This window comes from Embleya sp. L77, from assembly GCF_055557415.1.
Map to the genome: position 1 here is coordinate 1,219,836 of NZ_CM145709.1, position 13,528 is coordinate 1,233,363.

The window sequence follows — 13,528 nt, forward strand, 5'->3', positions numbered from 1 at the left end:
CCGAGGAATCGAATACTTCTAGAGTGGAAGTAGTCGGATCGAGTGCTCTCGAAGCATTCGAGGCTCCCGGGACCGCCGGTCGCGGCCGGTTCCGGAGCCTCGTCGCGCCCGTGCATGCGACCGAAGGAATACTTCGCCCATGGAGACTGCCCCCGCCCCGCCCCCCACCCCCACCTCGCTGGGTCACGGCCTGCTGGTGATGGGCGACCTGTGGAATCTGCTGATCGTGCGGGCCGCACTGGCCGGCCCGGTTCGGTTCGGCGACCTCAAGTCGGCGCTGGCCATCTCCGACCCGGTGCTCACCCGACGGCTGCGTGATCTGCTGGCCGACGGTGTGCTGACCGTCGCCGGGCCGCGCCAGGAGTACCGGCTGACCGACGCGGGCGAGGACCTGTGGCCGGCGTTCGTGGCGATCAACGCCTGGGACCGCCGCTGGGCGCCCACCTCGCCGCTTCGGGTCCGGGCCCGCCCACGCCACCTGACCTGCGGACACGCCTTCGATCCGATCTTCGGCTGCGGCGCGTGCGGGGCGATCGGGGTGAGCGCGCGGGACACCGCCGCGGTGCGCGACCCCGCGATACCGGCCGCGGCCACCAACCCGAGGCGGCGCTACCACCGCTCGGCCGCCGCGACCAGCGAGCATTCCCCGATCGCCGCGGCGGCCGTCCTGGCCGATCGCACCTCCACCGCGATCCTGGCCGCCGCGTTTCTGGGCGTGCACCGCTTCGGCGACTTCCAACGCCTGCTGCACGACACCGCCCCGCACACCCTGACCACCCGCCTGGGCCTGCTCACCGACGAGGGCATCCTGACCCGCGTCCCGCTCCAGGAAGGCGCCCGGCGCACCGGCTACCGCCTGACCCCCAAGGGCCACGACTTCTTCCCCACCTTCGCCTTCCTGATCGCCTGGTCCGAACAACGCTTCACCGCCGACGGCCTCGCCGGCGTCCGCATCACCCACGTCACCTGCGACAACCCACTGATCCCCCGCTGGACCTGCAACGCCTGCAACACGGAACTCCACGCCGACTTGGTCGATGTGGGTCAAGTACACTGATTGCCCACATAACCAACATCGGAGGAACGGATGTCGGTCACCCAAATAGATCTCGATGACGAAGCTCTGGCCGAGGCAATGCGCCTCATGGGCACGACGACCAAAAAGGAAACGGTCAACGCCGCGCTTCGCGACTATGTGGCCCGGGTCAAGCGCCTCGAAGCGCTGGAGAATCTGGTCGAGCGGGGCATGCGTGGTGAGTTCGATCAGGCGGCGGAGGCGCACGCTGCGGCGAAGAAGGCCCGGCGGGCGGCCTTCGAGTGATCCGATACCTCCTTGACACTTCCGCACTTTGGCACCTGTTCCGCACTCCCGGAGCCGGTCGCGCCTGGGAGGGCCACGCCGCAGCGGGAGCGCTGCACATCTGCGAACCGACCCGCGTCGAGTTCTTGTATTCCGCAATCGGCCCGGCCCATCGTGACGAGTTGGCCGACCTGATCGACGATCTGTGCAGCCCGGTACAAGTCCCGAAGAATGCTTGGCGCTGGGTGGAGACCGCGCAGTACAAACTCACCCAGCAGGGCCGGCATCGCGCGGCGGGACCGTTGGATCTCCTGGTCTGTGCAACGGCCGTCCACCATGACCTCGTCGTGCTGCACGTCGACAACGACTTCGCGACGGTGGCGGACGTGTGCAAGGAGCCGCATCAGCGCGACATCAGGACCGTCGGGGCGGACTGACCCGCGCATGCTCCGGCGCCTCGCCCGGGTGGTGGTTGTCGGGTGTGGTGGGTGAGGGAGTCCCCTTGATTGCGCGCGATTCGGTTGCCGAGGCGAATCGGGGGCGGCCATGGTTCAGCGGTGTCGCCGAGTGGATGACACGGCACGGAAAGGGCATCGTGATGAACCATCGGATCGGGTCGATCGGCGGGCGCACACCGTTCGGGGTGATCGTGGCCGTGTCGGCCGTACTCCTCTTGGTCGGGGCCTGCGACGGGGACGGGAAGAACACCGCGCACGTCTCCACCTCGGCCACGAGTACGGCTTCCGCTTCCGCGTCCGCGCTGTTCGTCCCGCGCTACGCGCCGACGACGCCCGGGTCGACCACGACCCGGTCGGGCGAGTACCCGTCGGCCACGAGCCGGGCCACCAGGACCGCCCAGTCCTCGGCGACCCCGGAGAGCACCAAGACCGCGTACGACAAGGGCGAATGCCTCAGCGGCAGGATCAACACGAGCGGGAGCCAGGAGCAACTGCAATCGGTCGGGTGCTCCGACCCCAAGGCCAACTTCAAGGTCCTGCGCGTGTTCCCCTACACGACGGCCGGCAGGCCGTGCGAGAACGTCAGCGGCGCGGACTACACGTACTCCAGCTACTGGACGCGCAACGGGGTCCCGACCTACGGAAGCACGTACTGCCTCTCCGAGATCGGCTGAGCGGCGCGCGGTACGACGCGGCGGGCGGGGCCGTCGCATGGGCGGTATGTCGGCCCGGTCCGGTGGTGGGCCCGTGCGGCCCGCCGGTGACTCGGATCGGCCCCATCCCGCGTACGAGAGCACGCGCCGCCCGGCTCGCGAACGCAGACCAAAGTCGATGACGGCGTCGACTCCCGGTCACTGCCGAAGCCGGGGTGGCACTGCCTAGGCTGCGAACGTGTTCAAGATCCGCACCCGCCCCGACGACCCGGCAGCCGAGCCGGTCGCCCCCACGCGCCCGGCAAACCGCCCGGCGCGGACCCGCCGCGAATGGGCCGCCGACCTCGGCTACGCCCTCGGCGCGCTCGTGTTCGGCTCGATGATCCTCGCGACCGCGCTCGAGGAGGACGACCAGGCGCCGAACGTCTGGGTCGAGGCGGTCCTCGGCGGCATCATGTTCGCGGCCCTGCTGCTGTATCGCCGCAGCCGGCCGACCCGGCTCGCCGTGGTCTGGGTGGTCGTCGGATTCTTCTCGGCGGCCGTCACCGGCTCGGGCCCGGTCGTCCTGCTCAACCTGGCGATCCATCGACCATGGCGGATCAGCGTATCCGTCGCCGCGTTCCAGGTCGCGCTGATCTCAGGCACCTTCTGGGTCGGCGCGGACTCCGTACGCTCGTACTGGACAGGCGTCCTGGCGATGCTCCTGCTGATCACCATCGCCGTGGTCACCGGCATGCTCATCCGGTCCCAGCGGCAGCTCACCGCGTCCTGGCGCGAGCGCGCCCGGCAGGCCGAGGAGGGCCAGCGGCTGCGCGTGGAGGAGGCCCGCCATCTCGAACGTGAGCGGCTCGCCCGGGAGATGCACGATGTGCTCGCGCACCGGATCTCACTGCTCGCGATTCACGCGGGGGCACTCGAATACCGGGCCGGTGCGACACCCGAGGAGGCACGCGCCGCCGAGGTCATCCGCCAGTGCGCGTTCGAGGCGCTGGAAGACCTGCGCGAGGTGATCGGCGTACTGCGCGCCCACCCCGACGAAACCGAGGGCGAGGAGCCCGAGCGCCCGCAACCGGTGCTCAGCGACCTGCCCGCGCTGATCGAGGAGTCCCGACAGGCCGGTACGACCGTGCAACTCGACCTGGCCGACCTCCCCTCGGTGTCCGGGCGCACCGGCCGGCATGCCTACCGGATCGTCCAGGAGGGCCTGACCAACGCCCGCAAGCATGCTCCCGGCGCACACGTGCACGTGCTGGTCGCACCGGCCCCCGAGGACGGCCTCGCCATCGAAGTGGTCAACCGGTTGCCGCTCGGTCACACGAGCAGCGGCATTCCCGGTGCCGGCGCCGGCCTGATCGGGCTGCGCGAGCGGGTGGCGCTGATCGGCGGCCGACTGGAGCACGGGCGCACCGGTGACGGTGACTTCCGACTCCGGGTCTGGCTACCGTTGGCCAAATGACTACCGCCGACGGCTGTGTACGGGTCCTCGTCGTCGACGACGACGCGCTCGTGCGGGCCGGACTCTCGATGATGCTCTCCGGGCTGCCCGACGTGCGCGTGGTGGCGGAAGTGGCCGACGGCGCCGACGTGCTCGGCGCGGTCGACGCACATCGCCCCGACGTGGTCCTGATGGACATTCGGATGCCCCGGGTGGACGGGCTGGCCGCCACCGCCGCGGTGCGGGCCAGGCCGGAGGCGCCGGAGGTGATCGTGATGACCACCTTCGACACCGACGACCACATCCTCAAGGCGATGCGCGCGGGCGCGAGCGGCTTCCTGCTCAAGCACACCCCGCCGCCGGACATCATCGAGGCGATCCGCCGCGTCGCCGGCGGCGAACCGATGCTCTCCCCCGACGTGATGCGCCGCATGATGACCTACGTGGCCGCGGCCGGCATCGACCCGCGCCGGGCCCGCGCCCGGGCGGCACTCGACCGCCTCAGCGAGGGCGAACGCGCCGTGGCCGCACTCGTCGGCAAGGGCCACACCAATGCCGAGATCGGCAAGGAACTCTCGATCAGCATCGCCACCGTCAAGGCATACGTTTCCCGCCTGCTGACCAAGCTCGACCTGAACAACCGCGTGCAGATCGCCCTCCTCGTGCACGACGCCTCCGACACCTGAGCCGGCGGCGCACGGGGCGACCGCGGCGCCGGTTGCGGCACCGGGCCCGACTCGGCGGCCACATTCCCAGGCCCGTTATCAGACCCTCCGTCTCCCGAGCGCCGGCCGGGCGCCGCGTTCTCGCCGGCGCCCGGCCACCTCCACGCGTCCGCCGCCGGCCCGCTATCCGGCTCCGGGGAACAGCGACACGAACGCGTCCGAAGCCGCCGTCATGCCTTGGCCGAACGGCGCATCCAGGTCCCAGATCAGGAACAGCAGGAACGCGATCAGCGCGCTGAACAGCCCGGCCACGATCAACTCCGGTGCGGATCTGCGGATCTGCAGCGTGAAGATCATGCCGACGGTGACCACGGCGCCGACGATCAGGCCGAACCACACCAGTCCCGGCATCGATGAACCGGCTTGCCCGCCACGCGCCTGACGGGCGTCGTCCGCGATCGCGATCTGGTCCAGGATCGGCTGGTACATCTGCGTTTCCTGGTCGCCCTGCGGCACGAAGTCGGTCGCCCTGTGCCGCACCGTTTCGAACAACTTCGAGCCGCGATCGGAGAGTTCGCCGTGGTCGGCCATGTAGGACCACTCCTTCTGGACCACGTACTTCACGTAGGCGTCGATGTCCGCCCGGATCTGGTCGCGCACCGGCGGCGGATAGACCCGGACCCGCTCGCTGACCTCGTGCAGCGCCTGCGCCTCGTGCCGCACCTCGTCCTCGGCCGCGCCCCTCCCCTCCCACACACCGGCGATCGCCAGGCCGAGCACGATCGCGTAGACCACGCCGATCATCATCGTCATGTATTCGAGTACGTCCGGGGTTGCCGACGGATCGTCGTCGTCCGGCAACCGGCGCGACTTGAGCACGACGACCGCCAGGACGACCGCGCACACCGCGGCCATCGCGAGCGCCAGTACAACCCAATGGGTCATGGGTGACCTCCGGATCGAGGATTCCGATGGAGCCGAGCGCAAGGACGGAAGGAGTGCAGTCCACAGCGCCCGGACGAGAACCGAGCAGCCGCCCGCCACCGACGAATCGGGCGGGCGGAACCGCTGCGGGAACCGCAGGAGTTCGCTATGCCGGGCCTCAGCGCGAACCGCCGCCGGAACCGCGGGCGCCGGCTCGTCCACGCGGCTTGAGCGCGGCGCCCGCCAGGACCGCGGGCGCGGTGATCAGCAGCGTCGTGGTGACGATCGACGTCCCGCGCACCGGCGGTGCCGCCGCGGGCGGGCGGACCACCGGACGCCGGACCGCGATCGGTTGCAGCGGCGGCGGAGTCACGACCGGCGGACTCGTCGGCGGCGGTGTACTCGGCGGTTTCGGGGCCGGCGGGGTCGGCCGCACCGGCGGGGTCGACTCGGGCACCACGACCGCGACCGGCGTGGACCGAACCGCGGGCGGCGGCGTACGCACCGGCGTGGGCTTCGGCGGTGCCGTGGTCGGCGGTCGCGTAGACGGCGTGGGCTTGGGTTTGGTCGGCGACGGCGACGGCTTGGACGTGGGCCGACACGAGCCGTCCCGCACCAGCCGGAAATCGACCTTCAGCCCGATCCCGCCGGTCGGCGGCCCGGTGGCCGGAATCACGTCGACCCGCACGCTCGCCCCGGGCGAACTGCCGATCGAGACGCAGACGTCCACACTCGTGCCCGGCGTGCGGCCGCCGCCGGCACTCGACCCCGCCCACGCCACACCGGCCGGAGCAGCCAACAAGGCCCCCGCCCCGACCACGCACCCCCACCGGCGCGCCCGACCCCATGCGCTCATGAGAACGATCATCCGGCAGAATGGATGGCTTTGGCCCGAATCTCTACCGGATTCACTCGAAAGGGTAGAGCTACCGTCAAATACGCACATCCTGAGCGGAGTTGCCCACCGATTGATATGCACCCGCGGACCGCCGCCGAAGGCACCGAACACCCGCCGAAGAGCACGACACGAGCCGCCCGGGTCGAGGCGGCGTCCACCGTCGACGGGGACGCGTCGGCGGCGGGTCCCCGGGCGCGGCCGGCGCAGTCGTCCGGCGACCCTGGGTGATGTCGGGCCCCCGGCTGAGCCGGACATATTAGGCCAGCCTAGCCTTCTCCAGTGAATGTCCTCCCGACGCGGGGTCGCCCGATCGAGCGCCGAGTCCTCTACCTGGTCTCGGCCCTGTTCGTGCTCGCCGCCGTGTGTCTGCTCAGCCTCGCCGTGGGCAGCCGAGCCATCGCACCGAGCGTCGTCCTGGACGCCCTCGTGCACGGCGGCGACTCCAACGACGCGATCGTGGTCAACTCCATGCGCCTGCCGCGTACCGCCGTCGCGCTCCTGGTCGGCGCGTCGCTGGGCATCGCCGGGGCCTGCATGCAGGGGCTGACCCGCAATCCGATCGCCGAGCCCGGCATCCTGGGCATCAGCAACGGCGCCGCCACCGGCGTGGTGACCGCGATCTCGGTCTTCGGTGTGAGCAGCCTGACCGGATACGTGTGGTTCGGCTTCGCCGGCGCGCTGTGCACGGGGGTGCTGGTGTACGCGGTCGCGGCGCGCGGGCGCGGCGGCGCCACCCCGGTCAAGCTCGCCCTGTCCGGGCAGGCCCTGGCGGCCACGCTCGGCGCGGTGATCACCCTGGTGCTCACCACCGATCAGGGCACGCTGGACCAGTACCGGTTCTGGCTGGTCGGCTCGTTGTCCGGACGCACCGACGAAGTGGCCTGGCAGATGTTGCCGTTCGTCGGCGTCGGCCTGCTCCTGGTGGCCTCCACCGCACGCGGCCTGGACGCGCTCGCGCTGGGCGACGACGTGGCCAAGGGGCTGGGTCACAAGGTGAACCGGATCCGGGTGATCGGCGGCCTGGGGGCGACCGTACTGACCGGCGTCGCGGTGGCCGCGACCGGCCCGATCTCCTTCGTCGGCCTGGCCGTCCCGCATGCCGCGCGCGCCCTGGTGGGCACCGATCACCGCTGGGTGCTGGCCATGTCGGCGCTGCTCGCGCCGATCCTGTTGCTGGTCGCCGACGTCCTGGGCCGGATCGTCTTCCCACCCGCCGAGGTCGAGGTGGGCGCGATGACCGCGCTGATCGGCGTGCCGATCCTGGTGGTGCTGGTGCGCCGCAAGCCGGTGGTGTCCGGATGAACGACCGCCCGTACGGCCATCTCCTGGTCCGCCGCCCGCGCTTCTCGTTCCTCGTGCATCGCCGCTCCGCGGTGGTCGCGGGCGTGCTGGCCGTCCTGCTCGCGGCGGTCTTCCTGCTCAGCCTGTGCGTGGGGGTGCGGTTCATCCCGCCCGGCGAGGTGCTCGACGTGCTGTCCGGTGCCGACGAGAGCATCGTGGTCGAGACGTTGCGACTGCCGCGTACGACGGTCGGGCTGCTGGTCGGGTTGGCCTTCGGCATCGCCGGCGCGCTGATCCAGACCGTCGCCCGCAACCCGCTGGCCAGCCCGGACGTGATCGGCGTCTCGCACGGCGCCGCGGCGGCCGTGGTGTTCGGCCTGGTCTTCGGCCTCGGCGGACCCACCGCGACGCCGCTCACCGCGGTCGCCGGCGGCAGCATCGCGGCCTTCCTGGTCTACGTGCTGGCCTGGCGCCGCGGCCTGAACGCGCAGCGGTTCGTCCTGATCGGCGTCGGCATCTCGGTGGCCCTGACCGCGGTCACCAACCTGCTCCTGACCAAGGCCGACATCACCCTCGCCCAGCAGGCCAAGGTGTGGATGTCGGGCAGCCTGAACGGGCGCGGCTGGTCCCAGGGCGAGCCGCTGTTCTGGGTGCTGCTCGCGCTCGTCCCGGCGATCGTGTGGGCGGCGCGGGCGGCCCGCTCGGCCGGCTTCGACGACGACACCGCGATCGCCCTGGGGCTGCGGCTCGGCCGGATCCGGCTGGGCCTGGTCGTGGTCGGCGTGCTGCTCGCATCGGTGGCGACGGGGGCGGCCGGGCCGGTGGACTTCGTCGCCCTGGTGGCGCCGCAGGTGGCCCGCCGGCTGGCCCGGACCCCGCAGGTGCCGCTGGTGTGTTCGGCCCTGCTGGGCGCGCTGATCGTGGTCTCGGCGGACATCGGCGCACGCATGTTGATCTCGAACGCCGAGCTGCCGGTGGGCGTGCTCACCGCGGCCGTCGGCGGCCCGTACCTGCTGTGGATGTTGACCCGTTCCCGTGCCGGAGGCGCCTCGTGACCACCCATCGGCTCGCCGCTCGCGACCTGACGCTCGGCTACGAGGACCGGATCGTGGTGCGCGATCTGGACCTGGAGGTGCCCGCCGGCCGGGTCACCGTCGTGGTCGGCCCGAACGCGTGCGGCAAGTCCACCCTGTTGCGCTCGCTGGGCCGGTTGCTCAAGCCGGTCTCCGGCAGCGTGCTGCTCGACGGCGCGGCGCTGCGCGACCTGCCCACGCGCGAGATCGCCCGGCGGATCGGCGTGTTGCCGCAAAGCCCGGTACCGCCCGAGGGCATCACCGTCGCCGACTTGGTGGCGCGTGGCCGGCAGCCGTACCAGCGCTGGTGGCAGCAGTGGTCCGACGAGGACGAGGAGGTGGTCGCCGACGCGATGCGGCGCACCGACGTGGTCGAACTCGCCGACCGCTACGTGGACGAGCTCTCCGGCGGCCAGCGGCAACGGGTGTGGATCGCCATGGCGCTCGCGCAGGGCACCGGCATCCTGCTCCTGGACGAGCCGACCACGTTCCTGGACATCGCACACCAGGTCGAGGTGCTGGACCTGGTCCGCGAGCTGAACGTCACCCGCGAACGCACCGTGGTCGCCGTGCTGCACGACCTCAACCAGGCGTGCCGCTACGCGGACCACCTGATCGCGATGCGCGACGGCTCGATCGTCGCGCAGGGCGCCCCCGCCGAGATCGTCACGGCCGACCTGGTGCACGACGTCTTCGGGCTCGCGTGTGTGGTCATCCCGTGTCCGGTCACCGGTGCGCCGATGGTCGTTCCGGGGGAACCCCGCAAGGCCGGGTAGGCGTCGGTTCGGCCGGGCCGGCGCTGCTGCACACCCTCGGGAGGTTTCGCGGGCCCCCTACGCGACAAACATCCAAAATGCCCTTGCGCCCACCGGGTCGGGTTCGGCCACGCGTGAGGGCGGTTCCGACCGCGACGGACGGGGGCGCACGTGTCGGAGATCGACGACGGGCGCGCCGGCGGGCCGGTTCGTCCCTCGGATACCGGTCACAACGAACTCGGCGGCACCGTGTACGGCCCGAGTGTGCAGGCCCGGACCGTGCACGGCGGCATTCACTTCTCGGTACAGCGTCCGGACGTCGCGGTCGTGCCCTGGCAACTGCCGCCCGGGCCGCCGATGATCGCCCGGCTTCGCGAACTGGGCGAGTTGCGCCGCCTGCTCCGCGCCGACGGCGGCCCGATCGTGTTGCTCAGCGGCATGCCCGGAGTGGGCAAGACCACGCTCGCCCTGGCCGGACTGCGCGACCTGGGCGAGGAGTTCCCCGACGGCCGCCTGTACGCCGACCTGCGCGGGCACGGCGGCGGTCCGCCGGCGCAGTGGAGCGAGATCGTCGGCGGCTTCTTGCGCGGACTCGGTGTGCCGGCGGGCGAGGTGCCGCGGGATCCGGCCGAACAGTTGGGCCTGTACCGGTCGTTGACCGCGCAACGCCGGATGGGCGTACTGCTGGACGACGCGGCCACCGCGGCCCAGGTCAGACCGCTGTTGCCGGCCGGCTCCAATGTGACGGTGGTGACCAGCCGCAGCAGGCTGTCCGGGCTGCTGGTGAACGGCGGCGTTCCGGTCCACCTCGAACCGCTCGATCGGCAGGCCGCGGTGGATCTCCTCGCGGCGACGATGAACGACCACCGGGTCGGCGAGGAGCCGGTCCAGGCCGGTGAGCTGGTCGACCTGTGCGCGCGACTCCCGCTCGCCGTCCAGGTGGCCGCGGCGCGGCTGGCGGCGCGGCCCAACCGGCCGATCACCACGATGGTGCGGGCGCTGACCGACGAGCGTGGTCGGTTGGACGCGCTCGCGTTGGACGGGGACCACACCGTCCGGGCCGCGCTGGACGTGTCCTATCGGGATCTGCCCGAGGCCGCGGCCCTGCTCTACCGGGGGCTCGGGGTGCATCCGGGACCGGACTTCGGGCCGGTCGTCGCCACCGCCGTGCTCGGTGCCGGCGAGCACGGCGACCCCGATGCCGCGGAACTCGTGTTGGAGACCCTCGTCGATCGCAACCTGCTCACCGAGGCCGCCGACGGACGCTACCGGTTCCACGATCTGATCCGACTGCACGCGGTCGCCAAGATGTGCGAGCGCCCGGCCCCCGAGCGCGCCGACGCGCTGCGCGCGATACTCGACCACTACCTCGCCACGGCCACCGGCGCGGAGGTGCTGCTCGAACCCCAGCACGCCTCGCTGACGCGCAGCTATGCCCACGCCGAGGTGCCGCGGGTGGAATTCGCCGACCAAAGCGCCGCATTGCTCTGGCTGGAGCGGCATCGGGTCACCCTGCTGGCCGCGATTCGAAGCGCCGTGGGCGCACAACTCCCGGACGTCGCATGGCAGTTGACCGATGCGCTGTGGCCGCTGTTCCTGCGCGGCAAGTACTTCGACGAGGCCCGTACGGCGCACGAGATCGGCCTGCGCGCGGCGCGCGAGTGTGCCGATCCGGCGGCCGAGTCGCGGATGTCGACCTCGGGGGGACTGTGCGAACTGAGCGCCGGCGGCCACGAAGCGGCGCTGCGGATGTTCACCGCGGCGAGCCGGGTGTGTGTGGATTCCGGGGACGCGGTCGGGGCCGCTCGCACCCGCAACTACACCGGCCTGGCGCTGCTTCGCCTGGGGCGACTGGACGAGGCGGCGGAGGCGTTCCGCGAGGCCGAGGAGCGGTGTCGGGCGCTGGGCGACGATCGCCCGGCCGCACTGGCCCGGTTCAATCGGGCCGACGTCGCGCTGCGCTCGGGAGCGCCGGACCGGGCCGTCGAGTATGCCGAGGCGGCCCGGGCCGAACTGGTCCGGGTGGGCGACGAGTACAACGCCGCTCGGGCGCAGGCGCTGATCGGCCGCGCGCTGTCGGCTTCGGCCCGGTACGACGAGGCGGACGTGCGCCTGACCGCCGCCCTGGAGGTGCTTCGCCGGCACCGGGCCCGGGTGGAGGCGGCCCATGTGTTGTCCGCGCTGGCCGAATCGGCCGAGCGGCGCGAGCGCCTGGATCGGGCACGGGAGTTGTACGCCGAGGCCCTGGAGTCGTACGGCACGGTGCGGACCCCGGCGGCCGAGGTCGTTCGCGCGCGGCTGCGCGATCTCGGGCCGCCGGGGTGATCCGCGATTCAGCGCGGGACCACCTCCCATATGGTCAATGCGTGCAGGATCGATGCGCAGACCGGCCACACCGCGGCGGTGTTCGTGCGCCGGGCCGCGCCCGGTGCCGAGGAGCCGAGCCGCACCAGGGCCAGATCCGGCCCGCAGGCGATCACCGTGACCAGGGCGCCTGGATGCGCCGCAGCCAACTCGCGGTCCCGGTCGAGCAATCGGGTCCAGGACGGCGGGCCGTCCTCGGCGACCACCACGACGTCGGCCAACGCCCCTTCGTCGCCCGGAAGTTCGGCCCGGGTGTGTTCGTCCAGGGTGACCCGGCCGTCGCTGGAACGGATCAGCACGGTGACCGAGAGCACGTCACGATCGACCGATCCCGCCCCCGGGCATCCGGCGGGCCCCGTCATCGGAGCGGTCCGGGCAGATCGGCGACCCGGGCATAGGGTCGGCTCGCAGGCGCCTTCAGCTTGAGGTGGCGGTACATCAGGCCGCGCGTGTTCCTCGCGAAGGCACCCGGCTGGGAGGTGATCCGGGCGGCCACCCGGGCGTAGTCCGCGCGGCGTAACTCCTCCGGGATCCGGGACAGTTGCGCGAGCATCGATCGGCGATGCCGGATCCGCGGCGCGAACTCGGCCAGCTCGCCCAGAGGCGAGGCCGGATCGATGTCCGCCTCCGGGTAGGTCGCCAGTGCCACCGGCGCCCCGGTGGCCGTTCCGTACAGACTCAGCGAGCCGTGGTCGCCGACCACGCAGTCCGCCGAGACCAGCACACCCCGCCAGTCGTCCTCCGGCGGGATCAGCGTCAGGCCCTCGCGCAACGAGTCGGCGAGCCAGGAGCGCACCTGCCAGGCGCCGTGCCCGCTCCACACGTTCGGATGCATCAGCGCCGTCACCCGGTAGGCGTCGCGCGGCAGTTCCGTGGTCATGCGATGCAGCAGTTCGGGGGTGCGGCCGAGCAGCGAGTTGCCGCCCCAGGTCGAGGTGACCACGATGTGTCGCTGTCGGGCGCCGATCCGCAGCGCGTCGCGATAGCGCGCCCGATCCGGGCGACTCGCCACCAGGCAGTCGTAGTTGGGATCGCCGGCGACCACGGCCGCGGCCACCGCCTCCGGGCAGGTCGTGCCGAGCCGGGTCAGCTCCTCGGTGTGCGCGAGCAGGATGGTGGTCGGCACCAACCGGCCGTCCCGGATCAGCCATTGCGCGGACAGCCCGTAGGTCCCGCGGGCGGCGACCGCCCGCCCGCGGCGCGGGGCGGCGACCAGCTTGTTGTGCCCCGCACCGTGCGCCATCACCACCACCGGCGCGTTCAGTTCGTGCAATCCACCGTGCCCGGCGGCCAACGCGAGGTCGAACCGCATGTCCACCGCGCGCTGCCACGGCAACGTGGTGGCTCCGAGCCGGTCCAAAAACTCCTCGACGCCCGCGGAGAACACGGTGGGCGCCATGGTGAAGAACACCTCTACCCGCAGATCCCCTTCCAGGAGCCGAACGGCCTCGATCAAGCGTTGGCCCGACGTGACGTTGTGCACCACGACGAGCACTCCCCGCACCGCCGATCGGGTCGTCCACCGCGCCGCGTCCGGTCGGACGGGTACGGGTCTCCTGTCGCCTGCCATGATCGTCATCCATGCCTCCATGAGCGTCGTCACCACCGGACGGGCCCCGTTCCCCCGTGGCCGGGCGGCTGGTTCGGCTGGTTCCTCTGGTTGTGTCAGGTCGGTCGGTTCGGTCGATACCGTGGATCGAGCCGATACCGTCGATACGGTGA

General features: G+C 71.8%; 14 protein-coding genes. 10 read left to right on the forward strand and 4 right to left on the reverse strand.

Annotated features, from left to right (window positions below; translation table 11 throughout):
- Positions 1 to 139: 139 nt before the first annotated feature.
- From ACZOOI_RS04890 to ACZOOI_RS04915, 6 genes are all read left to right on the forward strand, one after another.
- Positions 140 to 1,057 (forward strand): winged helix-turn-helix transcriptional regulator, encoded by a 918-nt coding sequence (locus ACZOOI_RS04890; RefSeq protein ID WP_465279583.1) that lies wholly within the window; start codon positions 140 to 142, stop codon positions 1,055 to 1,057.
- Positions 1,058 to 1,087: 30 nt separating this feature from the next.
- Positions 1,088 to 1,321: a type II toxin-antitoxin system VapB family antitoxin gene (locus tag ACZOOI_RS04895; protein WP_465279584.1), complete on the forward strand. Its 234-nt coding sequence runs from the start codon at positions 1,088 to 1,090 to the stop codon at positions 1,319 to 1,321.
- Positions 1,318 to 1,737, forward strand: coding sequence for a PIN domain-containing protein (locus ACZOOI_RS04900; protein WP_465279585.1), 420 nt, complete (start codon positions 1,318 to 1,320; stop codon positions 1,735 to 1,737). The genes ACZOOI_RS04895 and ACZOOI_RS04900 overlap by 4 nt, the downstream gene beginning before the upstream one ends.
- Before the next feature lie 134 nt (positions 1,738 to 1,871).
- Positions 1,872 to 2,432, forward strand: coding sequence for an LppU/SCO3897 family protein (locus ACZOOI_RS04905; RefSeq protein ID WP_465279586.1), 561 nt, complete (start codon positions 1,872 to 1,874; stop codon positions 2,430 to 2,432).
- Between the two features lie 217 nt (positions 2,433 to 2,649).
- A complete protein-coding gene (locus tag ACZOOI_RS04910) occupies positions 2,650 to 3,867 on the forward strand; it encodes a sensor histidine kinase (RefSeq protein WP_465279587.1) in 1,218 nt (405 codons plus the stop codon).
- Complete coding sequence (locus ACZOOI_RS04915) at positions 3,864 to 4,532, forward strand: response regulator transcription factor (protein WP_465279588.1); 669 nt, start codon at positions 3,864 to 3,866, stop codon at positions 4,530 to 4,532. Before ACZOOI_RS04910 ends, ACZOOI_RS04915 begins: the two co-directional genes overlap by 4 nt.
- Before the next feature lie 162 nt (positions 4,533 to 4,694).
- Here the strand turns inward: ACZOOI_RS04915 and ACZOOI_RS04920 are convergent, their stop codons facing one another.
- Together ACZOOI_RS04920 and ACZOOI_RS04925 are read right to left on the reverse strand one after the other, a co-directional pair.
- Entirely contained in the window at positions 4,695 to 5,456 is a 762-nt protein-coding gene (locus ACZOOI_RS04920; RefSeq protein ID WP_465279589.1) for a bestrophin-like domain, read from the reverse strand.
- A 157-nt stretch (positions 5,457 to 5,613) separates the two neighbouring features.
- Positions 5,614 to 6,291 carry a hypothetical protein gene (locus tag ACZOOI_RS04925; RefSeq protein WP_465279590.1) on the reverse strand — a complete coding sequence of 226 codons (678 nt, stop codon included), beginning with the start codon at positions 6,289 to 6,291 and terminating at the stop codon, positions 5,614 to 5,616.
- A 321-nt stretch (positions 6,292 to 6,612) separates the two neighbouring features.
- Here ACZOOI_RS04925 and ACZOOI_RS04930 point away from each other — a divergent pair, with 321 nt between their 5' ends.
- The 4 genes from ACZOOI_RS04930 to ACZOOI_RS04945 all read left to right on the forward strand — a co-directional run bounded on the left by ACZOOI_RS04930 (position 6,613) and on the right by ACZOOI_RS04945 (position 11,767).
- On the forward strand, positions 6,613 to 7,635 hold the full coding sequence (locus ACZOOI_RS04930) for a FecCD family ABC transporter permease (protein ID WP_391584975.1): 1,023 nt from the start codon (positions 6,613 to 6,615) through the stop codon (positions 7,633 to 7,635).
- Entirely contained in the window at positions 7,632 to 8,669 is a 1,038-nt protein-coding gene (locus ACZOOI_RS04935; RefSeq protein WP_465279591.1) for a FecCD family ABC transporter permease, read from the forward strand. Before ACZOOI_RS04930 ends, ACZOOI_RS04935 begins: the two co-directional genes overlap by 4 nt.
- On the forward strand, positions 8,666 to 9,463 hold the full coding sequence (locus ACZOOI_RS04940; protein WP_391584973.1) for an ABC transporter ATP-binding protein: 798 nt from the start codon (positions 8,666 to 8,668) through the stop codon (positions 9,461 to 9,463). Before ACZOOI_RS04935 ends, ACZOOI_RS04940 begins: the two co-directional genes overlap by 4 nt.
- Positions 9,464 to 9,613: 150 nt before the next feature.
- Complete coding sequence (locus ACZOOI_RS04945; RefSeq protein ID WP_465279592.1) at positions 9,614 to 11,767, forward strand: ATP-binding protein; 2,154 nt, start codon at positions 9,614 to 9,616, stop codon at positions 11,765 to 11,767.
- 8 nt (positions 11,768 to 11,775) lie between these two features.
- On the opposite strand, the gene ACZOOI_RS04950 is transcribed toward ACZOOI_RS04945, so the two are convergent.
- Complete coding sequence (locus tag ACZOOI_RS04950; protein ID WP_465279593.1) at positions 11,776 to 12,120, reverse strand: hypothetical protein; 345 nt, start codon at positions 12,118 to 12,120, stop codon at positions 11,776 to 11,778.
- Positions 12,121 to 12,164: 44 nt separating this feature from the next.
- Positions 12,165 to 13,385: a hypothetical protein gene (locus ACZOOI_RS04955; RefSeq protein ID WP_465279594.1), complete on the reverse strand. Its 1,221-nt coding sequence runs from the start codon at positions 13,383 to 13,385 to the stop codon at positions 12,165 to 12,167.
- Between the last annotated feature and the right edge of the window lie 143 nt (positions 13,386 to 13,528).